Source organism: Streptomyces sp. NPDC002206 (assembly GCF_053593595.1).
Map to the genome: position 1 here is coordinate 12,599 of NZ_JBSFCW010000028.1, position 22,900 is coordinate 35,498.

At 68.1% G+C, this 22,900-nt stretch carries 27 protein-coding genes and 2 pseudogenes; 11 read left to right on the forward strand and 18 right to left on the reverse strand.

Translation table 11 applies throughout. From position 1 onward, the window contains the following. Positions 1-220: 220 nt before the first annotated feature. Positions 221-1,735, reverse strand: coding sequence for an outer membrane protein assembly factor BamB family protein (locus ACWCP8_RS32295; RefSeq protein ID WP_451119736.1), 1,515 nt, complete (start codon positions 1,733-1,735; stop codon positions 221-223). A gap of 100 nt (positions 1,736-1,835) precedes the next feature. Here ACWCP8_RS32295 and ACWCP8_RS32300 point away from each other — a divergent pair, with 100 nt between their 5' ends. Next, a complete protein-coding gene (locus ACWCP8_RS32300) occupies positions 1,836-2,423 on the forward strand; it encodes an SMI1/KNR4 family protein (protein ID WP_451119738.1) in 588 nt (195 codons plus the stop codon). A 117-nt stretch (positions 2,424-2,540) separates the two neighbouring features. Here the strand turns inward: ACWCP8_RS32300 and ACWCP8_RS32305 are convergent, their stop codons facing one another. After that, positions 2,541-3,569 carry a saccharopine dehydrogenase family protein gene (locus ACWCP8_RS32305; RefSeq protein WP_451119740.1) on the reverse strand — a complete coding sequence of 343 codons (1,029 nt, stop codon included), beginning with the start codon at positions 3,567-3,569 and terminating at the stop codon, positions 2,541-2,543. 110 nt (positions 3,570-3,679) lie between these two features. Between ACWCP8_RS32305 and ACWCP8_RS32310 the strand changes: the two genes are divergently transcribed. The 3 genes from ACWCP8_RS32310 to ACWCP8_RS32320 all read left to right on the forward strand — a co-directional run bounded on the left by ACWCP8_RS32310 (position 3,680) and on the right by ACWCP8_RS32320 (position 6,864). Further along, positions 3,680-4,696, forward strand: a complete 1,017-nt coding sequence (locus ACWCP8_RS32310; RefSeq protein ID WP_352271596.1) for a helix-turn-helix domain-containing protein — start codon at positions 3,680-3,682, stop codon at positions 4,694-4,696. Positions 4,697-4,949: 253 nt separating this feature from the next. Beyond that, positions 4,950-5,882, forward strand: a complete 933-nt coding sequence (locus ACWCP8_RS32315) for a DUF4158 domain-containing protein (RefSeq protein ID WP_451119743.1) — start codon at positions 4,950-4,952, stop codon at positions 5,880-5,882. Between the two features lie 364 nt (positions 5,883-6,246). Beyond that, positions 6,247-6,864 carry a Tn3 family transposase gene (locus ACWCP8_RS32320; protein WP_451119822.1) on the forward strand — a complete coding sequence of 206 codons (618 nt, stop codon included), beginning with the start codon at positions 6,247-6,249 and terminating at the stop codon, positions 6,862-6,864. 130 nt (positions 6,865-6,994) lie between these two features. Here the strand turns inward: ACWCP8_RS32320 and ACWCP8_RS32325 are convergent, their stop codons facing one another. From ACWCP8_RS32325 to ACWCP8_RS32350, 6 genes and pseudogenes are all read right to left on the reverse strand, one after another. Further along, positions 6,995-7,477 (reverse strand): hypothetical protein, encoded by a 483-nt coding sequence (locus tag ACWCP8_RS32325; protein ID WP_352271593.1) that lies wholly within the window; start codon positions 7,475-7,477, stop codon positions 6,995-6,997. A gap of 13 nt (positions 7,478-7,490) precedes the next feature. Further along, positions 7,491-7,859, reverse strand: a complete 369-nt coding sequence (locus tag ACWCP8_RS32330; RefSeq protein ID WP_451119745.1) for an ArsR/SmtB family transcription factor — start codon at positions 7,857-7,859, stop codon at positions 7,491-7,493. Beyond that, on the reverse strand, positions 7,856-8,302 hold the full coding sequence (locus tag ACWCP8_RS32335; RefSeq protein WP_451119747.1) for an SRPBCC domain-containing protein: 447 nt from the start codon (positions 8,300-8,302) through the stop codon (positions 7,856-7,858). Before ACWCP8_RS32335 ends, ACWCP8_RS32330 begins: the two co-directional genes overlap by 4 nt. A 373-nt stretch (positions 8,303-8,675) precedes the next feature. Then, a pseudogene (locus tag ACWCP8_RS32340) lies at positions 8,676-9,113 on the reverse strand (transposase); the annotation flags it as partial. A gap of 127 nt (positions 9,114-9,240) precedes the next feature. After that, positions 9,241-11,052 (reverse strand): S8 family serine peptidase, encoded by a 1,812-nt coding sequence (locus ACWCP8_RS32345; protein WP_451119749.1) that lies wholly within the window; start codon positions 11,050-11,052, stop codon positions 9,241-9,243. Positions 11,053-11,193: 141 nt separating this feature from the next. Next, entirely contained in the window at positions 11,194-11,778 is a 585-nt protein-coding gene (locus ACWCP8_RS32350) for a hypothetical protein (RefSeq protein ID WP_451119751.1), read from the reverse strand. A 244-nt stretch (positions 11,779-12,022) separates the two neighbouring features. On the opposite strand from ACWCP8_RS32350, the gene ACWCP8_RS32355 reads away from it, so the two are divergent. Then, positions 12,023-12,676 (forward strand): ATP-dependent DNA ligase, encoded by a 654-nt coding sequence (locus tag ACWCP8_RS32355; RefSeq protein ID WP_352271584.1) that lies wholly within the window; start codon positions 12,023-12,025, stop codon positions 12,674-12,676. A gap of 150 nt (positions 12,677-12,826) precedes the next feature. Here the strand turns inward: ACWCP8_RS32355 and ACWCP8_RS32360 are convergent. Both ACWCP8_RS32360 and ACWCP8_RS32365 read right to left on the reverse strand, forming a co-directional pair. Next, positions 12,827-13,875, reverse strand: a pseudogene (locus ACWCP8_RS32360) (integrase core domain-containing protein). 175 nt (positions 13,876-14,050) lie between these two features. Further along, a complete protein-coding gene (locus tag ACWCP8_RS32365; protein WP_356007414.1) occupies positions 14,051-14,245 on the reverse strand; it encodes a hypothetical protein in 195 nt (64 codons plus the stop codon). A gap of 151 nt (positions 14,246-14,396) precedes the next feature. Between ACWCP8_RS32365 and ACWCP8_RS32370 the strand changes: the two genes are divergently transcribed. Continuing rightward, positions 14,397-14,657 carry a GntR family transcriptional regulator gene (locus ACWCP8_RS32370; RefSeq protein ID WP_451119754.1) on the forward strand — a complete coding sequence of 87 codons (261 nt, stop codon included), beginning with the start codon at positions 14,397-14,399 and terminating at the stop codon, positions 14,655-14,657. A gap of 482 nt (positions 14,658-15,139) precedes the next feature. On the opposite strand, the gene ACWCP8_RS32375 is transcribed toward ACWCP8_RS32370, so the two are convergent. Together ACWCP8_RS32375 and ACWCP8_RS32380 are read right to left on the reverse strand one after the other, a co-directional pair. Further along, positions 15,140-15,508 (reverse strand): PIN domain-containing protein, encoded by a 369-nt coding sequence (locus ACWCP8_RS32375; RefSeq protein ID WP_352271611.1) that lies wholly within the window; start codon positions 15,506-15,508, stop codon positions 15,140-15,142. Positions 15,509-15,516: 8 nt separating this feature from the next. Then, positions 15,517-15,774 carry a hypothetical protein gene (locus ACWCP8_RS32380; RefSeq protein ID WP_352271581.1) on the reverse strand — a complete coding sequence of 86 codons (258 nt, stop codon included), beginning with the start codon at positions 15,772-15,774 and terminating at the stop codon, positions 15,517-15,519. Positions 15,775-15,903: 129 nt separating this feature from the next. On the opposite strand from ACWCP8_RS32380, the gene ACWCP8_RS32385 reads away from it, so the two are divergent. Then, entirely contained in the window at positions 15,904-16,230 is a 327-nt protein-coding gene (locus ACWCP8_RS32385) for a hypothetical protein (RefSeq protein WP_451119824.1), read from the forward strand. A 607-nt stretch (positions 16,231-16,837) separates the two neighbouring features. Here ACWCP8_RS32385 and ACWCP8_RS32390 read toward each other — a convergent pair. The 3 genes from ACWCP8_RS32390 to ACWCP8_RS32400 all read right to left on the reverse strand — a co-directional run bounded on the left by ACWCP8_RS32390 (position 16,838) and on the right by ACWCP8_RS32400 (position 18,904). Continuing rightward, positions 16,838-17,629, reverse strand: a complete 792-nt coding sequence (locus tag ACWCP8_RS32390) for a Crp/Fnr family transcriptional regulator (RefSeq protein WP_451119756.1) — start codon at positions 17,627-17,629, stop codon at positions 16,838-16,840. 29 nt (positions 17,630-17,658) lie between these two features. Then, positions 17,659-17,958 carry a hypothetical protein gene (locus tag ACWCP8_RS32395; RefSeq protein WP_451119758.1) on the reverse strand — a complete coding sequence of 100 codons (300 nt, stop codon included), beginning with the start codon at positions 17,956-17,958 and terminating at the stop codon, positions 17,659-17,661. A 757-nt stretch (positions 17,959-18,715) separates the two neighbouring features. Continuing rightward, the gene (locus tag ACWCP8_RS32400; RefSeq protein ID WP_451119760.1) at positions 18,716-18,904 is read right to left on the reverse strand and encodes a hypothetical protein; all 189 of its coding nucleotides are present in this window, start codon (positions 18,902-18,904) and stop codon (positions 18,716-18,718) included. Positions 18,905-18,943: 39 nt separating this feature from the next. Here ACWCP8_RS32400 and ACWCP8_RS32405 point away from each other — a divergent pair, with 39 nt between their 5' ends. Then, entirely contained in the window at positions 18,944-19,486 is a 543-nt protein-coding gene (locus ACWCP8_RS32405) for a Ku protein (protein ID WP_451119762.1), read from the forward strand. An 87-nt stretch (positions 19,487-19,573) separates the two neighbouring features. On the opposite strand, the gene ACWCP8_RS32410 is transcribed toward ACWCP8_RS32405, so the two are convergent. Next, a complete protein-coding gene (locus ACWCP8_RS32410) occupies positions 19,574-19,741 on the reverse strand; it encodes a DUF6233 domain-containing protein (protein WP_451119826.1) in 168 nt (55 codons plus the stop codon). 68 nt (positions 19,742-19,809) lie between these two features. On the opposite strand from ACWCP8_RS32410, the gene ACWCP8_RS32415 reads away from it, so the two are divergent. Both ACWCP8_RS32415 and ACWCP8_RS32420 read left to right on the forward strand, forming a co-directional pair. After that, positions 19,810-20,052 (forward strand): hypothetical protein, encoded by a 243-nt coding sequence (locus ACWCP8_RS32415; protein WP_451119764.1) that lies wholly within the window; start codon positions 19,810-19,812, stop codon positions 20,050-20,052. 257 nt (positions 20,053-20,309) lie between these two features. Then, a complete protein-coding gene (locus ACWCP8_RS32420) occupies positions 20,310-20,525 on the forward strand; it encodes a hypothetical protein (RefSeq protein WP_451119766.1) in 216 nt (71 codons plus the stop codon). Between the two features lie 65 nt (positions 20,526-20,590). Here the strand turns inward: ACWCP8_RS32420 and ACWCP8_RS32425 are convergent, their stop codons facing one another. Further along, on the reverse strand, positions 20,591-21,328 hold the full coding sequence (locus ACWCP8_RS32425; protein ID WP_451119768.1) for a TIGR02391 family protein: 738 nt from the start codon (positions 21,326-21,328) through the stop codon (positions 20,591-20,593). Positions 21,329-21,647: 319 nt separating this feature from the next. Further along, complete coding sequence (locus ACWCP8_RS32430; RefSeq protein ID WP_451119770.1) at positions 21,648-21,875, reverse strand: hypothetical protein; 228 nt, start codon at positions 21,873-21,875, stop codon at positions 21,648-21,650. Positions 21,876-22,348: 473 nt separating this feature from the next. Between ACWCP8_RS32430 and ACWCP8_RS32435 the strand changes: the two genes are divergently transcribed. After that, positions 22,349-22,789: a DUF6083 domain-containing protein gene (locus tag ACWCP8_RS32435; protein WP_451119772.1), complete on the forward strand. Its 441-nt coding sequence runs from the start codon at positions 22,349-22,351 to the stop codon at positions 22,787-22,789. The last annotated feature ends 111 nt before the right edge of the window (positions 22,790-22,900 follow it).

The following is a 22,900-nucleotide window of genomic DNA, read 5'->3' on the forward strand; positions in this document are numbered from 1 at the left end:
CACGCCGCTGAGGCTGAGGTCGGGTAGCCCCAGGTCCCGGCAACGTGATCCGGCTACCTGTCCACCGCAGTCCGGGACTTCTGGCTTCGTTCATCTCAAGGGGTTCTGGCTCACTTTCCAACCAGCCGCTGACTGTGCCCAATCGCTTCAGCTGAAGCGCTCAGGTTGACCTGTGATCGCTTCTCCAGTTCGGCGGCAGCTACGTTGTGGAGGTAGGTCGCTACGCGGCCGAGCATTCGAGGATGCGGCCGTCGCTGGTGCCGATGAGGAACCGGCCGCTGGCTGTGACGGTGAGAGCGGTCGGTACGGCGGAGACCCCGCCGACGGTGAGGTGCTGCCGCCAGCGCACGGTGCCGTCGCCCAGGTCGAGCGCGACCACCTCTCCATCGTCGTACCCGACGTGGACGGTAGCCGCGTCGGCGTCCAGGGCGGTGGCTTTCCGGTCGGTACGGAACACCCAGCGCGGGCGCCCGTCGGTCGCCTCGCGCCGGACGACGAACGACCCGCCGGGCTGAAGCCCATGGCCGTGGTACACGGTTCCGGCGTGGACCAAGGTTCCGTCCGCGGCCTCGATGCCCGGACCGCCGAAGTGTGTCTCGCCGGGCTCCCAGGAGTACGGGAACATCCACTGGACGGCGGGATCGAGGGCTTCGACCGGTCGCGCGGTCGCGGGCCCTTGCAGATCCATGGCCGTGACCCAGCGCTCTCCCTTGTAGGGGTTCCGTTCGCCCGAGGGCTGGAGGGTCGACTGGAAGTAGATGCGGATTCCACCCCGAATGGGAAATCGGCTGCGGGCACCATTGCGCCCGTCCGGTGACAAGGCCGGACGACCGTCAGCACAGCGCACCAGCGAGACGAACGACGACGGGACGATGCTGTCGAGTTGTTTCCCGTCAGCGAGGGAGAGCCGGACGACGGACTGCGGAACGGAGTCGCGCATGCCGGGGCGGCGTATGAGCCCGACCCACGCGGATCCTTCGTCCGTAGCGACGACGATCTCGCGCCCGCCCTCCTCGTCCGGAACCATCCAGGCTCGCTCCCCCGAGGGAAGCCAGGATTCCAGCTGTACCCCGTCGAGCGTGGCCAGGATCTGGCCGTCCGAAAGTGCCTCGACCGCACGGACATTGCGGCGTGATTCCCAGTCCGTGCTCAGCTCCGCGACCAGCCGGTGGGCAACTGCGCTGCCGTCAGGACGCGGCGCCGGCACCCGCGGGCCAGCCAGGTCATGACCGGTGAGGGACTTGGCAGGCACAGCGGTCCAGTTCGGTCTGCGCACCACGACGACATGGCCCTCGACGCGTGCGGTCTCGTCCTCCCAGTCGTCGGGCGGTGCCATCACCATCCGCAATGCCTGTTCGTCGAGCCATTCCAACTCCAGGACCTGGCGGCCCAGCGCGTGCTCGATGAGCGATATGGCCGTGCCCGTCTCCAGGTGCAGCAGGAGCAGCTGGCCTTCGAAGAAGTAGCCGCCGTCGTAGCGGCCGGTGCCGACCGCGAGCAGCGGAAGCGTGGGATGGAAAGCCATCGCGTGCACCGGGTAATGCGAGCGGACCAGGGCGTAGCAGGCCAGGTCACCCGTGCCGTACACACCGACGGGTGCAGTGCCGCCGAACTCGTACCTGCCCGCCACGGCTAGCAGGCCACGCCGCTCGTCGACGGTGGCCAGTACAGGGTCACCGATCTCGGCGAAGGAACGGTCGCCGAAGATCCGGTCGACGGAGAGCGGGATAGTCATAGCGTCGATCTTCGCAAGATCCAGGAGATCGTCGGGAACCTGGGCCCATGCCCCTGACTACAGCCACCCATAGGGTGATGGGGACGAGAGAAGATGCACCATGGATCCCCGCATACCTCGCCTGCGTCGCAAGCTGGCCGCGATCCCGTTCCAGCCACTGCGCAGCCACTCCTTCGGGGAAGAACAACACACGTTCTTCCTCGGTCCGAAGCCGGCGGAAGCACGCCTCGCTGCCTTTGAGGCCGAACATGACATCGCACTTCCTGACGCCTATCGGCAGTTCCTCACGCACATCGGCGGCTCAGGCGCGGCACCGTTCTACGGCCTCATGCCGCTGGAACGGTGTTCCCTGCTGGTCATGAATCCGCGCGGAGAACCAGGGACACCCCGCGGCTTCGGCGCCGCAGACCCCAGGGAACACGAACGCGACCTTTTCCTCCATATCATCGAAATGGGCTGCAGCGATGTATGCGTCCTCGCGGTAACCGGTCCACTCACCGGCCGCGTCCTCGTTGGTAACAGCGACGGGTACTGGGGCCCCAACGTCTCCTCCGCCAGCGACTTCCTCGACTGGTACGAACGCTGGCTCAACCACATGAGCGCCGGACGCGACAACCGGGCCCTTGAACTCACCTCGCCTCGACTTCGAGCCCATCCGAACCGCCATCGCATGGCTCCGAAGATCTGACTCTCCGTCTCCGCTCCACGGAATGTGAGCCAGAACCCGAACTTTGACGGCGTGTCGGTCCTTGCCCAGGATGGATCGAGGTGCGGGCCTGGGCGTGCCGGGTGAGTGGCCGACCTGCTACGAGTACTGCTCCAGGGTCACGTGCGGGGACAGTGCGCGGAGGAAGTCGGGCGCGTCGAAGATCTCGCCGGCGGAGGCTACGCCGACCGTCCTAGTCCGTCCCGTGAGGATGCGGTCGACCGCTTCCACCACGAGCGGCGCGGTGACGGCGTAGATGTCCTGACCCCTGGCCACAGCGCGCCGTTCGGTGTCCCCGGAGCGCACAACGACGTCGACGAGGAAGGTTTGCGCGGACCGCCCGAGCGCGTCGATCGCGGTCGGCGTCGGAGTGTCCGGGGCCGACACCTCCCTGGCCGCCTCGACCGTCATGTAGGTGCGCACCTCGGGTATGGACAGGTGGCTGGGAATGGTGACGACGTCGGCCATCGTGAACTCCCCGATGACCGCGCGGGGGCCCATCGGGTCGGGGAAGGGCCACTCCAGGGTAGGCGGGCTGTCATGGCGGTGCTCCAGCCGCCCGTTCGTGTACACGACGCGACCGCCGCCCCGCCGCTGCCGGGAAACCGCGCCCGCCGTGCGCGTCCCGGCGGTGGGCTGCCAGCTGCTCAGTCCGTACGCAATGTGCGCCTCGTCGGCCGCCGTCCAGTCGCCCATCGCCGCGGTGGCCAACAGGTCGCCGAAGCCGCCGTAGAAGGCCATCGCCGGGACGATCACCGCTCCCGTGGCGCGGGCACGGTCCGTGAAGTGCGTGAACGTGTCGGCGTTTGCCTCGATTTCGGCCGCCACATCCACGTAGGGGATCCCGGCGCGCAGGGCCGCCTCGATCACGGGGGCGGCCGTCGTGGCGAAGGGCCCGGCACAGTTGATCACGGCCGCCGCGCCGGCCAGTGCGCGGTCGAGCGAGGCCGGGTCATCGACCGACGCCGGGCGGGCGTCGAGTCCGGACTCGGACGCCAGGGCGCGCAGCTTGTCGGCGTCGCGGCCGGAGAGGAGCGGAATGAATCCGCGATCCCGCAACTGTGCCACCACGAAGCGCCCGGTGTGCCCGTACGCGCCGAACACCGCCACCGTGAGTCCCGATCCCATGGGTTCTCCCCCGTACTCGAATGGTCTGCTGCGATCTGTCACGGACATCCTGACGAGGGCGGGCGCCTGCCACGAGTGTCCGGAACGCCACGCCCCGTACAATTCCGGACATGAATACTGTCGCACTGGCAGTCACCGATGGGATGCTCCACCTCGAGCTGGCCATGGCATACGAGGTCTTCGGCTCCGCCCCGGCCGGCGTAGCAGGCCCCTGGTACAGCGTCGTCGTCTGCGGGCCGGGCCCCGTGCGGGCCGGCCGGTTCCTGCTCGAGCCCGATCACGGCCTCGACCAGCTCCCGCACGCCGACACCGTGATCGTCCCAGGCTGGGCCGACGTCGATGAGGCCCCACCCGCCGACCTGGTCGACGCGGTGCGCGCGGCCCGCGATGCCGGCGCACGCGTGGTCTCCCTCTGCACGGGCGCGTTCGTGCTGGCCGCCGCCGGCCTGCTGGACGGGCTCCGTGCGACCACGCACTGGGGACACACCCAAGCCCTTGCCGCCCGCTACCCCCAGGTCAAGGTGGACCCGGACGTCCTCTACGTGGACAACGGCAGCGTGCTCACCTCCGCCGGCAAAGCCGCCGCCATGGACCTCTGCCTGCACCTCGTCCGCCTCGACCACGGCTCGTCGATCGCCAACACGCTTGCCCGCCGCCTGGTCGTGCCGCCGCACCGCGACGGCGGCCAAGCCCAGTTCGTGACCACCCCGGTCCCCGCCCCGGACAACCACCCGCTCGCCGAACTCCTCCCCTGGGTGCTCGAACGGCTCGACCAGCCGCTGACCGTCGAGGACCTCGCCTGCAAGGCGCGCATGAGCTCGCGCAACCTGGGCCGCCACTTCCGGGCGGTGACCGGCACCACCCCACTGCAATGGCTGCTGACTCAGCGGATCCGCCACGCCCAGGAACTACTGGAGACCACCGACGACACCGTCGAGACCATCGCGACAGCCACCGGCATGGGCACCGCCACAACGCTGCGCCGCCACTTCAACCGCACGGTCGGCGTGCCTCCGGGCACCTACCGCCGCACATTCCGTTCGAGGAACCGCTCCGGCCCCAACGACAGCGAGCAGCACCACCACCCTCGCGCGGCTGATGCCGCTGCGCGCGCAGTACGCGGATGACCTCCTCAAGCTCGGCATGCTGGGCGAGGCTCAGCAGTTCTTCGACCCGCTGAGCGTCACCGCCTGCCCGGCCTGTCTGGAGGTCAGCCGGAATACGCCAGAAAGAGGCAATAGGCCAGTGGGGGTGCTCCGTCCGGCTGAACGTGGCAGAGGCGGTTCACCTGGTGTCTTCCCAGGTGGCGATGGGTCTACCAGCCGTAGGGCGTGAAACGCGTGCGCTCCGTCCGGGTGACGGGTCGGGACCATGCGGCGCATGGTTTCGGTGGAACGTACCGCGTACCCGCGGTTCAAGCGCACGATCTCCTCTCGCGAGTTGCATGAGTCGTTCACCCCAGGACCGTCCGAGGTGGCGTGGGCGCGGGGAAAGGCTCGCTCGGCGGAGCATCTTCTGGCGCTGGTGGTACTGCTGAAGAGCTACCAGAAACTGGGCTGCTTCCCGGACTTGGCCGAGGTTCCGGCGCTGGTGGTCGAGCATGTGCGCGATCTGCTGGGACTGGGCGAGGAGGTGGCACCCACGCACGACTCCGCCCGTATGCTGCGGCATCACCGCACGATCGTGCGCGAGCGGCTCGGGGTCGTCTACGACAAGGAGAAGGCCCGCAAGATCAGCGCTGCGGCGATCTACGAGGCGGTGCAGACCAAGGACAACCCGGCGGACCTGATCAACGTGGCGCTGGAGAAGCTGGTCAAGGCCCGCCTGGAGCTGCCCGGGTACAGCACGCTGGACGAGATGGCCTCGGCGATCAGAACCGAGGCGAACGAGGACTTCTTCGCACGGGTCGTCTCGCACATGGACGAGGTCGAGCAGGCCCGGCTGCTCGCGCTGCTGCGGGTGGTGGCGGGCTCGCGCAGCAAGTTTCGACGAGCTCAAGCGGCCGGCGAAGGCACCGACGGTCTCCCATCTGCGCGAGCACCTGAAGCACCTGGACTCCCCGGAGCTGCTGGGGCTGACGGCGAAGTGGCTCGACGGGGTGCCGCCGGGGAAAGTGGAGCACTTTGCCGGACAGGCGAAGGTCCTGGACGCCGCGGAGATGTCCAAGGTCGGCGTGGTGAAGCCGCTCGCGCTGCTGGCGAACCTGCTGCACATGACGAAGGTGCGGGCCCGCGACGAGCTGGTGACGATGCTGTGCAAGCGCATGTCGTCGGTCACGAAGAAGGCCAAGGAGGACCTGGAGAAGATCCGTGAGCGGCACCGGGCGGAGTCCGAGCGGCTGCTTGCGGTGCTCGGCAAGGTGCTGGAGGCGGCCAAGGACGCGGTCAGCTTCGACGGCGAGTCCGTCACCCTGCCCACCAGCGCCCGCAAGCGGAACCAGGTGCACGCCGAGTGCGGTGAGGCGGTGCTGGGGCGGCTGGAGAAGGCCGGCGGCCTGGCCGAGCTGTCCGAGGATCATGAGCTGGTATCCGCGCACCACCGCGACAACTACGCGCCGCTGATGCGGCGCCACTTCCACAGCCACCGCAAGGTCTTGTTGGACCTGACAGAGGTGTTGGAGATGGTGGCCACCTCCACCGACGACGAGGTGCTCCAGGCACTGGAGTTCTGCCAGGCCATGCGCCACCGCGGCAACGAGTGGGTACCGGCGACGTACACCCCGCTGTTCGGCGACCCGGAGAAGGACGTCATCAACTGGCGGCTGATCGAGAACCATTTCGAAGACCTCATGCGGGTGGTGCTCTCCATCCGCGAGGGAAAGCTCTCCTCGGCCGCACTGCTGCGGAGACTGGGCAACGAGTCCCGCCGCAACCGCATCTACCAGGCGTACCGCGAGCTGGGACGCGTGATTCGCACCATCGTGCTGCTCAGGTTCCTCTCGGAACCGGAGCTGCGGGAGTCGATCCAGGCGATGACGAACAAGGTCGAGGCGTTCCACAAGTTCAGCAACTGGCTGATGTTCGCCTCGGACCTGCTGCAGGACAACGACCCTGAGCATCAAGAAAAGATCATCAAGTTCAACGAGCTGCTCGCGAACTGCCTTATTTTCCACACGGCTCAAGACATCACGAAGGTCGTCAACGACCTCATCGAGGAGGGCTGGGATGTCGCCCCGGTGGACTTGGCGACCGTCACGCCGTACATCACCAGCAAGATCCGCCGCTTCGGCACGTGGCACTTGGACATGGAGCCGCCCAAGAGCGGGGCCGCCGGGCGGCTGCGGATGGCCGCCTGACCACCACGAAGGTGATCACGCCAGTGCGAAGGGGCGTCCGAAGTACTTGGCACAGTGCCCTGTAGGACACGGGTGCCAAGATGAGTAATGCGCTACGGACCCCCGGCAGCCGGGCGTCGTTCGCTGCCTTTCAGGTGTTCCCAGGGACGGCGACGCGAAGGTCGAGGAGCTGTTGGGTATGCACCGGCACGTGATTCTCGGCGAGGCCATCGATGAGGCCTGCCACCGGAACCGGCTGGTCCAGCACAAGCGCGTCGTTGGACAGGAGGATCGTCGGCACCAGAACCGCGGCGGCTTTCTCATTGAGCTGATCGGCGATGTCGCAGAGAACCGCGGCTTGGCTCCGGACATGATCAATCAATTCCGCCCGGCCCGAGTGCTCGGCAATGATCCGGTCAAGATTCCAGGTGTCGAGGGAGATCCGGTTGTCGAAGGTGGGGCGCGAGCCGGCGACGACGCCAAGAGCCACCGCCGCGGTCGCGGCGTCGACGCTGAGGAGATGGGCCAAGATCTGATCGGCGCTCCATCCTCCGTCGGCGCCTTCGCCGAGGTCGGGGTTTGCCGCCGCATCGAGCAACTTGTCGTAGGCGCTGCGAAGTGCTGTCGTGTCCATGATCTGCTTCCTTTCAGTCGGGTCGTGCCGAGCGCGCGTCCAGCTCCGCCGCCTCGGCGACGCGCTTGATCTTCGCCAACCGCCGATCCCAGTCGGCCGCCAGCGCGGCCATCCACCGCGCCGTCGCGTCCAGCGCCGCGGGCCGTACCGTGTAGCGCACCTCGCGTCCGACCCGGCTGCCGGAAACCAGCCCGGCGGCGTCCAGGACGGCGAGGTGCTTGACCACCGCCTGCCGCGAGACGGGAAGCCGTGCGGCGAGTGTCGTCGCGGTGACCTCGTCCTGGGCGGCGAGCAGTTCGAGCAGCTGACGTCGGGTCGGGTCGGCGAGTGCGGCAAGGACGCTGTCGACGGCCTCGGCGGCGCCGGGACGTTCTTCCGTCACGGGGAGAGCTGTTCGGCGCGCGTCTTGAGCGCGTCGAGCTCCAGGGGCCAGCCTGCGCTGTGGTCCTTCAGATTCTGACTGCGCAGCTCCTGGGACCCGGCCAGCGCCGCGAACCCGCTCTCGACGACGCGCAGCCGCGTCTGGTCGCCTTCCGGGGTCAACGTGAACTCCACGAGGGTGCTGTTGTCCTCGCGCAGCTCTTCTCCGGGGAACGCGCTGGTCCAGCGGTACGCGAGGTACGTCGGCGGCTCGACCTTCTCCACCCGCACCGGGAAGTCGCCGTGCTCTGCGTTCTTCGCCACCATCGACTCACCTTGTTTGGCCATCGTGCCGGGCAGGCTCGCCTTGTCGGCCACCCAGAACCCGGGTTGGGCCACCAGCGACCAGACCCGCTCCAGGGGTGCCGCGATCAGGGTTTCGCGCTCGATCCGGTCCTCGCTCATAAGGGGCTCCTTCACCGCCATTGGATGCAACCACAGAGTTGCACATTGACTCTTCGGGTGCAATCAGAGAGTTGCACTCCGATCGCGCGCCGCTTGGAAGGGGGCGCGCGGTGGCGCGTTTCTGCCTGTGGGGCGGGTTGCCCTCAGTCCCTCGGAGCTCCCCCAGCCGCCGATCGGGCCGGCCGGGGGGTGCCCACCGACACGTTGGCGCCGCTCGGCGGATTGGCCGAGGTGGCCGGCGACGGCCGGTCCGTCACGGTGGTGGCCACACACGGAGCCTGCGACGAAGGCCCTGCCGTGGACGTGCTGGAGACGGACGGCAGTGTGGTGCTTTCGGGATCCGTCGTCGGGACGAAGGACGGCTCCTGCACCGCAGCGCGGCGACGAAGGAGTACGGCCAGCCCGGCACGAACTGGTCCGTCTTGCGGTCGCCACGTCCATAGACGTGGCAGAACAGCCGATCGTCGCTGGTCGGGGCATCGGGGCGGAGCCAGTTGCTCACGTCCACGGCCAGCACGATCCGCCCGTCGGCCGCCTTCGGCAGAGGCAGGCCGGCCAGCGTGCGGCGCAACCGCGTCGGCTCCAGCCAACCGCGGCCCAAAGCCGCGTAGAGCGCGCCGTGCCCGCGCCGGTGCTCGACCGCCAGCGACAGCTCGACCAGGGTCTTCACCGGCCCGTCCGCGCACAACACTGCGTCCGTGAGCTCGAAGAGCGCGTCCCGGCGGGCGTAGAGGCATTCGTAGAACTCGACCCGAAAGCGGGACAAGATGCCCAATGCGTCACTTGCGGGCGCGTCGACCGGGAGACTCATACGCAGCGGCCGTTCTCTCGTGCTTCGTGGACTCGACATCTCGAAGCGTGGAGAACGGCCGCCCCTGTTGTCCCGGGAAGAACCGCAGATCAGCAGGTCGGGTGACCTGCGAGGATAAACGCCGAGATCAGCTGCGGGGGTAGGCTCCGGCCTCTGCGGACATCTGCTCGGACCGGTAATCCTGCTGCCAGCTGGCGGGGATGCCGAGGGCGGTGGGGGCGTCCGCGATCCCGGCACCCACGCGGGCCGGATCGGCGCCCGGCAGGGGCCGGCAGGCGGTGCCCAGCAGGGTGTACAGGTGGTCGGCGCGGGCCGGGATGCGGGGCATGACCTGGGTGCGCAGATGGTCGTGGTGGGCGAGGAGCAGGGCGGCGAGGCCGGTGACGTGGGCGGCGGCGACTGCGGTGCCGTCGGCAGGGGTGTAGCCGTCTCCCAGTGCGGTGGTGATGACCGCCGCGCCCGGTGCGACCAGGTCCACCCCCGGCCAGGTGGGGGTGAACGGCGCCGGATAGGGTCCGGGCCATGGCGGCTGCACCGCCGCGAGAGGGGCGGTGGGCGGGTAGGTGCCGGTGTGTGCGAGTGCTCCCACCACGAGGACCCCGGGCAGGGCGGCGGGCTGGGTGAGGGGGCCGGCGGTGTCGCCGGCGGGGGCGATGACCGTGATCCCGGCCGCGTGCGCGTCCAGCAGCTTCCACGCCATGAGCTGCGACGGAAACGCGTAGGCGAGATTGATCTGGGCGATGTCGATGTCATGCGTGACGCAGTAGTCGACCGCGCGGAGCAGGTCGCTGACGTGCCCGCCCGGGAACAGTTTCAGCGCGTGCAGCTCGGCCTCCGACGCGATCCCGGTGATGCCGGTGCGGCTGTCCGCCGCCGCAATCACTCCCGCGCACCAGGTGCCGTGACCGGTAGCATCCCGCCCCCACGTGCCGTCCCCGGCGCCGCCGACGGTGGTGGTGAAGTCGTGGCCGTGCCGGACGCTCTCTTTGAGGTCGGGGTGGGCGGTGTTCACCCCCGAGTCCATGAGGGCGACCTTGATACCGTGACCGCGGTAGGTCGGCGGGATCTGGTGCAGCCGCATCGCCTGCGCCCCCCAGCCCGTCAGCGCCCGGCCGGGGAAGCCCTCGAACGTCTCCGCCAGGGCCTGTACCTCCACCACCGCCTCCCCGCCCTCGGTGAGATCGGGGCGGCCGGTCCGCAGCGGCCAGTAGCCGCTGACGGGCCGCACATACAGCCCCTGGAGGGTGTCCGACGTGCCCGCCGCCAGCGTCAGGCTCACCTGCCCGTCGCGGCCCGTGACCCCGTGCACCGGAATACTGCTGTCGATCGCCCACACGTGCGCCCCGGCCACCGCCTGACCGTCACCGCCCACCACCCGCAGCCTGACCGTTCCGGGCTCCTCCAGGGTGATGGCGAGCATCGGGTCCACCACCGGCACCGCAGTGCCCATGTCGGCGCTGATCGTTGGGGTGGGGGTGTAGGCGAGGGGCTGGTCGATCTCCACGACTACCTGCGGGTTCGCCGCCAAAGCGCGGGCCCGCTGCTCGGGCATCGCGACCACCGCGACCGGAGGGCAGGCCGGATGCGGCTCCGTGATCGCCCCCAAGCCCCGGGGACGGGACGGGCGCAGCTGTGCCACCGGTTCCACGTCGGGGTCTTCCTCGAGCAGGGCGAACAGCGCGGCCGCTTCGATCGGTGGCACCCCGCCGCTCAGCATGCCCATCGGGCGCGGCGCCACCAGATACCGGCCCCAGCCCGCCCTAACCCCCCGGCCCTGGGTATATCCGAGCGCCTGTGCCTCCCCGCCGAGGCGTCCGGCCGGCTCACCCGTACCGTCCGCTGCCTCGCTCGGCTGTGTCGCCGCGGCCTTCTGCGCCTGGGCCTTGCCCTTGCCGTTACCGCCGTTGCCCGGCTTCACACCGCCGCCTTGCTCACTCATCACACAAACCGCCATCTCACACTCAAGGGTTGCTTCACTTGTCACATCACGTCGCACAAGTTGCTGTGTGGTGGGAGCGGCACCTCGCCCCCACCACACAGCCCGTCACTGCGGCGCCTCGCCGCCCGGCGCGAGGGGCTGTTACATGCCCAGAGGCGACAGCTGCCCGTACTGCGGCTGCTGCCCGAACATGCCCTGCCCCTGGTCAAGCCCCGGGAACTGGCCGCCCTGTCCCATCTGGCCCTGCGGCTGCAGGCCCGGGAACTGGCCGAACTGCTGCTGGCCCTGCTGGCCCTGCTGGCCCTGCTGGCCCTGCTGGCCCTGCTGGCCCTGCTGGCTCTGCTGCACCAGCGTCAGGATCGCGATAGGCAGCGCCTGCTGCACGGACTGCTCCACAGCGCTGCGCACGCCCTGGTGCAGGGTGTGCTGCAGTGCGACAGCCAGGTACGGGTGCGCCTGGTGGGCCAAGCCCTGCTGCTGCAGCTGCTGTTGGACCTGCTGGATCTGCTGCAGCGTCTGCTGCATGCGCTGTGCCACCTGCTGGCTCGCCTGCTGGCAGGCCTGCTGGATCGACTGCTGAACCACCTGCGCGAGCTGCTGCTGCGACCCGGCGATCTGCTGGCCGAACTGCTGCTGCCGCTGACCCTGCTGCCCCCAGGGCTGCTGCTGGCCGAACGGCTGCTGGGTCTGGGGCTGACTGATCTGCTGGGGGGTGTAGACGGACATGCGGGACTCCTCCTTGAGCCTTGCGGGTGGACACGGCCAGGCGCCGAACCTGAAAGCCGGTCCGCCGCCGCCATCGAGCAGCAAACCACCAACCGACGAAGAACACATTCCGGGACATACCGCCAAGGGGAGGCCGTCGGCGGAGAGGTCCATCTGGGCACAGGTACCGGTGTGGCTGTCCCATCCGGCGGTGCGGCCGCCAGGGCAACTGGTCGAGGCCGGCTGCAGGGTGCAGGCTGGAGAGATGAGCGTGCAGCCGTCTTCCGGCGCTCACGGTGCGTCTGAGTTGCCGCCGCTGTCGCCGATGCTGGCGGTGGCGGGCCCGCTGCCGAGACCAAAGAGGGAGGCCGAGTACGCGTTCGAGACGCTGTGGAACGGGGCCCGGGTGATCGCCCATCTGCCCGGGGACGGCACCGTGCGGCTGCTGTCAGCCACCGGGCTGGACGTCACTGGCCAGTACCCCGAGCTGCAGGCGCTGGGCCCGCTGCTGCCGGGCCTGGAGGCGGTCCTGGACGGGGAGATCCTCACGCTGGACGGAGAGGGGCGTCCGTCGGTTCAGCGGCTGCAGCAGCGCATGAGCCTGCACCACCCCAACGCCGTCACCCACGCCCAAGAGGACCTGCCCGTCCAGCTGATGCTCTACGACATCCTGTATCTGGGGGAGCCGGTGGTGCAGCTGCCCTATACCGCCCGCCGCGATCTCCTCGACGACCTCGCCCTGGCCGGACCCCACATCGCCGTCCCCGCGGCCTGGCCCGCCATGGCGGCCCAGGCCCTGGAAGAGAGTGTCCACGAGGGCTACGACGGGGTGATCGCCAAACGTCTCACCAGCCCCTACCTGCCCGGGCGCCGCTCCCGTGACTGGATCAAGATCAAGCACCGGGGCACCGGCGGCTGAAGCCCGCACCGTGAGCGTCGGCGGCTATGTTCAAGGACGAGGCTGATCGGGCCGGGCCTCAAAGCCGGCCAGGCGCAGGTCATCGGCCAGGGTCCGGTCATCGGCATGATGTTCCAGAGCCTGTGGGGCTCGGAAAGTCGTTGCTGCAGGTCAAGCCGCATAGCGGTACTCGTTAACGGCGCCGCCGAGGATGCGGGTGCGCAGGAGTCTGCGGACTTCGAGGTCGTGCACGGTGATGGGCTGCTGGTCGGCGCCCGGAGGTAGTTGGTTGCATACTCGGTGGGGGCGGTGCTCGTTGTAGTGCCGCTCGTAGGCGGCCAGGACGTGCCGGGCGTGGGCCTCGTTCATGATGAGGACACGGTCAAGGGCCTCACGCCGGAAGGTGCCGATCACCCGCTCACAGTGGGCGTTCATCCGAGGAACTCGCGCTGCACTCTTGAGGATCTCCATCCCCTCGGCCTCGAAGACGGCGTCGAAGGACCGGCCGTACTTGCCGTCGCGGTCACGTAGGAGGAAGCGCAGGGGTTCCATGCGCGTGCAGAGGCCGGCGGTCAGGTTCCGCGCCTGTTGCACTGCCCACTCCCGGGTGGGGTGCGCGGTGATACCGGCGATGTGCAGGCGTCTGCCAAGGACAGTGTCGATATGCAAGAAGCCGACGGCGATGATGCCCTGGGCCTGGTTCGTGAGGAACTCCCGCCAGGTCGGGCCGGCGCGGCATGGAGCCGGTCGATGCCCGCCGCGTGGAGGATCCTCCATACCGTGGATGCGGCGATGGGGTGTCCGAGTCGGGCCGGCTCGCCTTGGATCCGCCGGTGCCCCCCACCATGCGTTCTCTCGAGCGAGCCGCAGGATCAGCTTCTTGAGCGCTGCCCTGATCGGCGGCCGTCCGGTGCGGGCGCGCCGGGCGCCGTAGTCCCACTTCGCCGCGATGAACCTGCGATGCCAGGCCAACAGGGTCCCGGGAGCAACCGCGAAGACCTCGTGCCAGCGGCAACGGGGCATCAGGCTGGAGAGCACAGCCAACCAGAACCGGTCCGCCGGCTCGTAACGGACCCGGCGGGCGAGCCGACGGCGCAGCACCGCATTCCCATGCCGCAGGAACGAGCAACTCGGCTTCCTTATCGGTGTCGCGGCGCAGCAGCACCCCGGGGGACGGACAGCAGCCTGCGGGCCACCTCGTACAACATCGAGATGATCACGCCGACATGGTCCCAGCCGAGAACGCTCTACCATCCCGACCTGCGGCAATGACTCTACGAGCCCCGCAGGCACGGGGCAGCGGCCCCTGTGGAGGTAGAGCGTGCAGCCTGTGCCGGACTTCGCCAGGCATGTCGCGGGTCTCCGTCTCGGCCGGAGTCATCGGGCGGTCGCAGATCATCGGCCCTCCCCCGCGCGCCGCTTCGCCACCCGGTACACCCGCCGCAGCTCACTGGCGTCCGCGCAGTCCATGCCTCCCGTGCGGCACTCGGTGCACGCCTGGGTGTGGCGGATGAACCCGCTGTATGCGGTCTGGACGGCGGCGTCTTCGGCCCTGCGCTCGGCCGCCATTGGGCCGGTGTTCTCAGGCACGTCATCAGCTCCCACTGCCGGTGTGCACACCCCCGGGGCCGTGCCATCGGGCCGCGGGGAGGGTCTTCATGTGACTGCATCATAGCGTGCTACGGCATGCCAGGTATGTCATATCTCGCGTGATGCGCTATGCCCTGCCTAGCTTGGCCGGGTGATCGAATTTGCTCCTGACCAGCCACGGTGGCGCCAGGTCGCCGAAGTGATCCGGCAACGGATCGCGGACGGCACCTACGCGCCGCGCACCCGCGTGCCGTCGGTGCTACAGCTCCAGGCCGAGTTCGGGATCGCCGCGGCGACCGGGCAGAAGGTGCACCGGGCGCTGCGCGAGGACGGACTGATCTACACGGAACCCGGGCTCGGGTCGTTCGTCGCACGCCCTCTGCCGCCGGCTGGCGACGCACTCCAGGAGTGACTTCACTTCACCGCGGCCAGCAGCCCGAAGGATGCGGCGACAGTTACACCCAGGCGTGACTGTCGCTGCTCGGCCTACTGCACGTTCGTGACGATGTGCAGCTGGTACGGTCCCGCCGGCGGAGCCTGACATTGAGGCGTGCCAGATCTGCATCCCCTCAGACCGGCCTGGCTGAGGGCCGACATCCTGGCCAGGGTGCGGGATCTTCCTGCCTCCCACGCCCGCCGGGGAGAAGGCATGGCGGGGAACCGCTGCCGAAACTGCAGCAACAAGCCCAGCACTGGCCACAGCCACTGCCTCGAGTGCCCGGAGCGCGCAGCCTGCGGTGCCGAGGCGACAACTGGCGGCCCCCGGAGCTCATGACGTCGAGCGGAACTGTGGGGGCCGCCCTCCGAGCGCCCCCAACCGGGCAGTGCACGCGCAAAGGTGGCACCGCCCGCAGAGCACGCCTTGGGGAGTGCCGTTCAGACGGCGGGGCTGGATCAGGCGTTGAGGTCCAGTACGCGGACCGGCTCGCCCTGCCACCGCTTCGGGGCAGTGGTGGCGATGATCGCTCCGTCGGGACGGTCGGGTGTGGGCTGCGCTGCGTACTGGCTGTGGGCCGCAGCCCATGTCTCTTGCCGGGCGAGGGCCAGGGTCGCAGCCAGATCCAGGTCCAGGACGGTGATACCCGGCAGTGCGGCCAGGTGCTCGGCTGTGCCGGGCCGTGCGCGGTCGGCTTCGACGAGCGCACACGCCGGGGCGTACAGGAACCAGCCGGATTCGGCGTGGGCCCGGTGGATGAGACGGGACGCGAGGACGTTGCCCTGACCCGCTGCGGCCATCGCCGTTTCGTCCAGGACGATATGCATGGCGTCGGTCACCGGCTCGTCACCTGGGCCAGGCGCCGGTCCAGCTCACTGTCCAGGTCGTCCTGCTCGGCCGGGGTGGGGGCGTAGCCGTTCCACTCCTTCAGTGCGGCGAGGGCCTTCTCGGCACGCTCGGCGCGCTCGGCCGGGGTGAGCATGGTCTCGGCCAGACGAGCCAGATACGCGCGCAGCGACAGCCCCTCAGCGGCTGCGATCGCGGCGAGCCGGTCCTTGGCCTCTTCGGGGATACGGATATTGGCATCGGACATGGTCGTGCTCCTTTCCATTCCTCCAGAGTACGGGTACGTACCCGTACCCGTACCCGTCACGCTGGTGTGGGTCACCGCTACCTGCCGAACGGTGAAGGTGCGGCAGGCACCGTCCAGCCTGTGCCGACGATGAAGCGACGGCTGACGAAACGCTGCTCGTCGGTCCGCATCATCGGCGACCTGCTGACCTTCGGACTCACCATCGAGGACCTGCGCAGCTGCGCCGACCGCCTCCATTTACTCGCCCAGGACCCGCCGCCGCGGTGTGGCTCTGCCGAACCCGGCGTCTCCACCTCCAGGGTTGTCGGCCGCAGGCTCGCCGCCCTCGACGCCGCGATCAACCGGCGGACCCGACTGCGTGAGCGCCTCGCGCAGCGCGCCTCGGGAGAGACGGCCGCTTCAGCCTCTCGCCACCCGAGTAGAGCCGCTGGCAAAGGCACCACCGCCGCTTGGTGACAACAAGGCTGCCTGTGTGACCACTGTCGTTCTTCGGCTCAACCGGCCGCAGTCGGCGGCGGCGATGCCTGGCTGGTCAGAATTCGAGTTCGTGCGCTGCCTCCGCCAGCGCCTCGTCCTCGCCGACCAGGGTCAGAGTGCAGCTTCTGACCCGGTCATACCCGGCGCGGGCGCGTTGGACTGTGCTGTCGCGGCCGACGCGTACCCACCGGCGCACATCCGCAGGAGTACGACGAGGACCAGGGGGTTGCGTCGGAGCCGAGATGCCGGCGGACTCTTGGTAAGGGAACGGCAACACCCTGACCGGTCCGGCGTGCCGTCCTTCAAGAGGTTGGACAGGTGCGCGCACAGGGAGAAGCCCGAGGAGGGAAGGCCGACAGGCCCATCTGAACTCGATAGTGATACGGATCACAAGACATCAAGGGCTTTTAACCTGAACTGATTCAATTCGCCCTTGAATTTCCTTGGACCGGCCTTTTTCTTGACCCCGAAGATTTCACACATAAAATCAACCAGGGTCTAGACCACGATCAATGTCCCGAGCAAATAAGTAGACCCCCAATGATCGATCATCGGGGGTACTTCCTTTTCTGTTCGGATGTTCGAGTTAAATTGTTTCGCTCGCTTGGCCGGTAACCATCTGTCGGGGGATACGTACCTTACCCACCTCGGCCAGCTTCCGTTCAGAGGGGAATTCGTACGTCCGGTAGCCCGTGACCAGCAGCCCTCGCTCGCGCAGTGCTCGCACGGCGTTCTCGATGGTGCCGCGGCTGATGGAGAGTGCACCCGCAAGGTCGGTCTGCGACGGTCCCTCCAGCATCCGGCCGTAGTCAGGGCTCGGCACCGAGCAGTGCTCGAGGAGGTAGGTGAACAGGCCGGCCAGTCGCTGCTCGGTGGGCAGCGCGTGCCGGTTGTATATCTTCTCGCCGACCGCGATGCGCTCGGCGACGGCCTGTCCGATCGCCATGGCGACGGAGGGCTGGCCGTCTGCGATCAAGCGCATGCGCTCCAGCGAAACGCTAAGCGTCGCGGTGGTGTTGAGGCAACGGGTGGTTGGGGTGTGCACGTCTGGGCTTAGCACCTCAATATCCCCGAGCACGGCCCCGGCACCGTGGATGCGGGTGGTCGCGGTGTCGCCGTACACCGGCTCTTCAATCACGCACCCGCTGAGCACGATGTGCACGGTCGAGCTGCTGCTGCCCCTCAGCTGTTGCTTGCGCTGATGCGTCCTCACCTGAACGCTTCCGAGAAGCTCCTGCCGGTGCAGAAGGCTGATCTGCGAGACGAAAGGGTTCATCTCGACGAGGGAGCGCAGGGCACGGGGTCCGGAGAGCTCGTGCCTGATCCTGCCTGTCTCGTCGTTGCGGTTGTAGATCGAGCCGCCCAGCACCAGCGACATGCGCGAGGAGAAGTCCCCGGCCCGGCCCATCAGCTGACGACCGTTCCGGTCGTGGCGACCGGCGGGATGTCAGCGGGACCGCTCTGCACGGCCGAGGAACTGGTGCTGACTGAGGGAGAGACTGGCGCTTCGACCGGGGCCTGGACGGGGACAGGGTCCGGGCGGAGCGAGTCGATGACTCGCGGGAAGACGCCGACGAGCGTCGCGATGGCCGCGATGACCGCGGCGATGCGGACCGGGGTGGAGGAGAGGTGCTTGATCGCGTAGATCACGACCACGCAGACGATCGCGACTATCGCGACCGCGGCAAGAAGGAACCACGGGGTCATTCTTTTATCCACTTCGTCGTTGAAGCTTTTGGAGGGCGCAGCATCAGTTGTCGGGTGGAGCTCAAAAAGATCAACCTGAGCGGGTGGTGTGGGCCCGCGGAAATGGGTGACCTTCTTGATCGAGCAGGATATAGCAGGTTCCGGTGGAGCCGGGAACGTCACCCTTGGTCTAAGGATTCCGTACCGTCGCGGTGAAGCACAGCGACGGCCGGGGGAATCCCCTACGCGTTGGAATTACTCGACAGTAGGGGTCTGATTCCCTAGAAATAGGGAATGGGTTGGTAGGGATCACCGTTACATTCAACGAGCTGAAGTTGAGCCTTGGAGGGCGCAGCGTCAGCTGTCGGGTGGGGCCCCTGGGGGTGGTGCCCCAGGGGGCCCCCCGACCTGAGAAAAGGCTTCCCATCAGGGAAGACGAGGACTCAGCTCTCACTGTCTCGAAACTGAGGGGCGGCGCCGTCGGCGCCGCCCCTCAGTGCTTAGGAGGGCCCAGCGGCCTCAATCCCGGCGACCGGAAGTCCGCGTGACGTGCTTTAATCCCGCTGCTCATCTCCGGGTAGTGCCCGCCCGCCACCGTACGGGACAGCACTGACAACGACCCTTCGAGCAAGAATGCGGTCCACTCGCCGTCGACGGTCTGGGCGAAGTAGCAGTGCTTGTCACCATTTGCTCCCACCTTCGAGACCTGTCATGGCGCCCCAAAACCGCTCACGATCCGCACGCGGCTCCCCCGCCTCACTCTCCGGTGTGAGGTACCTCACCTTGACGGGTAACGCACGTTCCGCTGCTGACTGTCCTGTCCCACAGCCGGCGCCTGGTGGACGACGCGGGCGACGGCCCTGCGCTGTAGTTCCTGGCGGGCCTGCTGCTCGCACTGGTGCAGCGTCGGGTGCTTGTCGGCGAGGCGGCGCCGCAGATTCTGCTCCGCCTTCACCTCGGTCGTCATGGTCCGGTACATCCCCACCGTCTCACGGGCCTTGATGGCGTGTCCGTTAGCACGGGCGACGGCCTTGAGGTCGCTGGTGTCGAGCCGCTGTTGGTGAGCGGGCAGACCATGGCGCATCCGGGCGAGCTGCTCGCCGAGGACTTCGACGTCGGGCGTCCGGTCCTGGCTGGCGCCGAGGGCAGCGGCGTACGGGCTGCTGCGGATGGCCTGCGCCGCGCCCTGGAGCGGAACGCGAAGGCGACCATCGCCAGATTCGCGTGGCACAACTGGGAGCGCCTCGGTCTGCTGAGCGTCCGCGACGATGACCTTGTCCTGCACTCGATGAAGTGGCCCGACGAGGTGCGCTCCCCGGACGAGCTGACCCCGGATGCCAGCGAACTGATGGACTCCATAACCACGGACGACATCAGCGGCTACCGCGACCACTGCCGCGAAGCCCTGGGAGAGCTCATCGCCGCGAAGGCCGAGGGCAAGCAGGCGCCGCAGCCGGCCGAGGCTGAGGCGCAGCAGCCCGGCCAGGTCGTCGACCCTGATGGCAGCCCTGAATGCGTCCGTGCAGAGGGCCAAAGAGTCCCGCGGTGAGTCGGACGAGCACGCCACGGTCCACGAGATGAAGCCTCGCAAGAAGGCGGCCGGGAAGAAGACTGCCGGCCGGAAGCCGAGGAGTGCCTAGGTCAGTCCGGTCTGCGGGTTGCAGATCTGGCATGCCTCAATGTCTGGCTCCGCCAGCGCGATCATCGCTTCCTCGTGGTTGATGAACCCAGTCGCGTGCGGGCTCTCTGCTTCTCGCGGCGCTGGGCCCGTAGGCCGGTGCCGGGCCTGTCCTGGGTCGTCCAGTCCGGTTCCGGGCCGGGGTCTTTCGCGGGGACCTTCGTGACGTTCAGGTCAGCTGCGCGGCCGCGGGTGTGCTGCCCGGTGTCACAGGTCAGCAGCCGTACCTGTCGGCTGGCGAGGGCCTGAATGGCAACCGCCCGTTCGACGATTTCGTCGTCGGTGATGGGCAAGCGGACGTGGCCGGGCTGGTCGAGGACGATCTCCAGGCTGATCTCACCGCGGACCCCACCGGCCTCGGTGTTCAGCTGTGCCCGGTGCACAATCCCGAACGTGCCGCCGTCCAGGATGCTGTCGAGGAGTCCCCGGGTGTGTGAGGCACGCCAGCGGGCCTGTTGCTTGCCGACCTCCTTGAGGCTGTCCGCCCACCAGTCGGCGAACGCGGAAGCGATGAGCTTGCCCTCGCCCGAGTGCGGGCCCGGCGCCTACCGACCACCGACCACCGACCACCGAGGGAGGACAGACTTGAGCACGCCGAGAATCGTGTACGTGATCCAGCACCACAGGCCGGAGGAAATCACCGAGACCGGGCTCCATGCGAACGGTGTCACCCGCAGGAACCGAGACCGGGCTCGTGGCGATCGCCGACTTCGACCGGGCCCGTGAACAAGCAGAGAATTGGGCCGGGGCCAGGAACTACAAGGGCCTGGTCTGGGAAGAGTTCACGAACCCGCTTCTGGGACACACCCGCAACCTTCGGGGAACGGCCGAGATCGATGGAAAGCCGACCAAGGTGTTCGACATCATGGCGATGAAGCTGGTGCTCGGCCCCGCGAAAAGTCGCCGCTGAAACTCCGCGCCCTGTCGGCCACCACCGTGTGTGGTGGCCGACGGCGTTGTGCGTCCTGGGTGGCGCTACGGGGCCGTCTCCACGGTGGCTTCGTCGACCCACTTTGCCAGGATGCTGAACGCGGCCAGTTGCTCGAGCGCCTCGTTCTCCTCGAGCTCGTCCCCCTGCTCGTGGGCGATCGGGTTGCGGATCGCCGCGTACACGCCGCGGGCGAACGCGGCCGCGCCGTCGTGCCGGCTGCGCCAGGTGTCGCTTCCGTCGTCGGGGCCAAGACGAAGCCGCGGCTTCCCGGCCTCGGGGGCCTTCGTGCTGAACGCCTCACCGAGGAGCCTCGACTCCGACAGGTCCTTCCGCCCGAGCTTCGCCTGCGACTGTGCGTTCACGGCCACCGCTGCTACGCCGACGCCCTGCCTATAGTGGCCGCTCCCCCACAGGCCCTGGACGCTGCCCCACACCCACGGGTGCATCGTCGAGGCGTCCAGCTGCGGGGCGCCGTTGCCAAGGTTGTCGGCGAGCTCCTGATCCGCTTCCAACTGGGCGATGGCCCGCGTCGTTGCCTGCCGCTCTCGCCAATACGGCTGCCGCTCCGGCTTCCTCCATGGCGCAGTTCGCCATTCGGGGACGACCCGGTCGAGAATCTGCTCGATGATCTGAGCTGCCGCTTGAACCTCATGCGCCGGGTTGTCCAGCTTCCACCGCCAGAAGCCGAGGGCCCCGGGAGGGTCGCCCTCGTAGCTGATGGATGACGTTTCCTGGAAGCTCTTCAGCTTGGCTATCGCCCATTCGCGGTTGATCTGTGTCATAGCCGAATGGTCGCGGCATATCCCGTTCACCGGTACCGGTTTGGGCGCACCGGGCGGAAGTAATCAGGGCGGATCAGGCCACCTGTCGCACCATCACCGCATGCCCCATGCTGGACGCGTGGACTTTGATTTCAACTGCTGGCGGTGCGAAGCGGACTGCGTCGTCTACGGCAAACCGTGCGGGTTCTGGAGCGAGAAATACCGGCTTCCCGCGGACTGGGATTGTTGGTGCTGCGGCGCCAGCAACATCACCCCGGAAGACTGACCTCCTGGCTCAACGAGACGCCCCAGCCCGATGTCGGTGGGGCGTCATGCTGCGTCACCGGCGATGGCGCCTCCCTCGCTCGACGACCACTGCGACAATCGCGGCCACGGCCGCCGCGAGACACGGGGTGATCAGGTTGACGGCGAGCTCCGCGCGCTCAATCGGCGCCCAGAAGATGGGCGCCGCGACGACGGCCACTGTCGTGACCACGGCCACAGCGGTAGTCACCAGCCGACGGTCGAGCCGGGAGACATGCTGAAGCAGGGCAAGGATCTGGTGCATATCGGGTTCCCCCTTTGCTCACCGGCCGATTCCCGCAGTGGCTGGGCAGCCCGGGATGCCGGCTGGTAAAGCCTTGTTTGGATTGGTGTACCTCTTTCGGCACTCACCACAGTGCACGGCGGAGTTCGGCATCGTCCACTGCGTAGTCCCCGTGGCCCGTTATACACAAAACACCAGGTCAGGGCACCTGCGGGCCGAAAGGGGAATACTGGATTCCAGAGTCCCTGTTTCGGAAGTTGAGAATCAACTCGGACAACATCCCATCAGGTTCACGAAGTAGCCCGAGTAGGCCCTGAGGCCATAAAAAAGATCAAAGGATCCGAGAGGTTGGCCAGAAGCCATCCCTCGCGTGGTCTCTGCGCCCACACAAACCCCGTGTGGCGCCTGGCAGCGCACCGGAGCGGTTTTCCCCCACCCGGCACGGCCGGATCGCGCCCTACCCGACCTGACGGCCCGTCCGGACTCTGTGAAGCATGGGGGACACCGGAACGCCACAGACCGCCCAAGAGTGGGCCGAACTCCAACAAGACGCCGACTACGAGCAGGCCCGCGACGACGGGGCCATCCCCGGACCGGAACCCGGACCCGCCTGCCCCGACTGCGGACTCGCCGGCGACATCCACCCCACCTACTACCGATGGTGGATCCGCCTCGAGCCCGAAGACCCCGAACCCCTCGCCGCGCACACCGTCCCGCCACGGCAACGCTGGCACCTCGACACCAATGGCACCGCCTGGAACTCGCAGGACGACGAACCCCACCCAGGGCAGACCTGCCGGATCAGCCACAGCCTTGTGTGCCCCCGCGCGGACCGCCCTGACCTTGCGCGGTGGTTGACGGCCCGGACCGCGGCGAACCAGGCACGCGTCGCCATACTCCCACCTCAGCTGCGCATGCAGGGCGACTCCGCCTGACGGAGATGTCGCCCCCAACCCTGATCGGGTTGGGGGCTTCGTCATGTCGGATTGTCAGTGCCACCTGCTATCCCCATACCAGGCGCATCTCGCAACCCTCTGCCCTTCGAG

Bases quoted from the DNA above. Each gene is read 5' to 3' on its own strand.
- ACWCP8_RS32295 (WP_451119736.1), bottom strand. From the start codon at position 1,735: ATGACTATCCCGCTCTCCGTCGACCGGATCTTCGGCGACCGTTCCTTC.
- ACWCP8_RS32300 (WP_451119738.1), top strand. From the start codon at position 1,836: ATGGATCCCCGCATACCTCGCCTGCGTCGCAAGCTGGCCGCGATCCCG.
- ACWCP8_RS32305 (WP_451119740.1), bottom strand. From the start codon at position 3,569: ATGGGATCGGGACTCACGGTGGCGGTGTTCGGCGCGTACGGGCACACC.
- ACWCP8_RS32310 (WP_352271596.1), top strand. From the start codon at position 3,680: ATGAATACTGTCGCACTGGCAGTCACCGATGGGATGCTCCACCTCGAG.
- ACWCP8_RS32315 (WP_451119743.1), top strand. From the start codon at position 4,950: ATGGTTTCGGTGGAACGTACCGCGTACCCGCGGTTCAAGCGCACGATC.
- ACWCP8_RS32320 (WP_451119822.1), top strand. From the start codon at position 6,247: ATGCGCCACCGCGGCAACGAGTGGGTACCGGCGACGTACACCCCGCTG.
- ACWCP8_RS32325 (WP_352271593.1), bottom strand. From the start codon at position 7,477: ATGGACACGACAGCACTTCGCAGCGCCTACGACAAGTTGCTCGATGCG.
- ACWCP8_RS32335 (WP_451119747.1), bottom strand. From the start codon at position 8,302: ATGAGCGAGGACCGGATCGAGCGCGAAACCCTGATCGCGGCACCCCTG.
- ACWCP8_RS32345 (WP_451119749.1), bottom strand. From the start codon at position 11,052: ATGAGTGAGCAAGGCGGCGGTGTGAAGCCGGGCAACGGCGGTAACGGC.
- ACWCP8_RS32350 (WP_451119751.1), bottom strand. From the start codon at position 11,778: ATGTCCGTCTACACCCCCCAGCAGATCAGTCAGCCCCAGACCCAGCAG.
- ACWCP8_RS32355 (WP_352271584.1), top strand. From the start codon at position 12,023: ATGAGCGTGCAGCCGTCTTCCGGCGCTCACGGTGCGTCTGAGTTGCCG.
- ACWCP8_RS32375 (WP_352271611.1), bottom strand. From the start codon at position 15,508: ATGCATATCGTCCTGGACGAAACGGCGATGGCCGCAGCGGGTCAGGGC.
- ACWCP8_RS32380 (WP_352271581.1), bottom strand. From the start codon at position 15,774: ATGTCCGATGCCAATATCCGTATCCCCGAAGAGGCCAAGGACCGGCTC.
- ACWCP8_RS32385 (WP_451119824.1), top strand. From the start codon at position 15,904: ATGAAGCGACGGCTGACGAAACGCTGCTCGTCGGTCCGCATCATCGGC.
- ACWCP8_RS32390 (WP_451119756.1), bottom strand. From the start codon at position 17,629: ATGTCGCTGGTGCTGGGCGGCTCGATCTACAACCGCAACGACGAGACA.
- ACWCP8_RS32395 (WP_451119758.1), bottom strand. From the start codon at position 17,958: ATGACCCCGTGGTTCCTTCTTGCCGCGGTCGCGATAGTCGCGATCGTC.
- ACWCP8_RS32400 (WP_451119760.1), bottom strand. From the start codon at position 18,904: ATGACGACCGAGGTGAAGGCGGAGCAGAATCTGCGGCGCCGCCTCGCC.
- ACWCP8_RS32425 (WP_451119768.1), bottom strand. From the start codon at position 21,328: ATGACACAGATCAACCGCGAATGGGCGATAGCCAAGCTGAAGAGCTTC.
- ACWCP8_RS32430 (WP_451119770.1), bottom strand. From the start codon at position 21,875: ATGCACCAGATCCTTGCCCTGCTTCAGCATGTCTCCCGGCTCGACCGT.
- ACWCP8_RS32435 (WP_451119772.1), top strand. From the start codon at position 22,349: ATGGGGGACACCGGAACGCCACAGACCGCCCAAGAGTGGGCCGAACTC.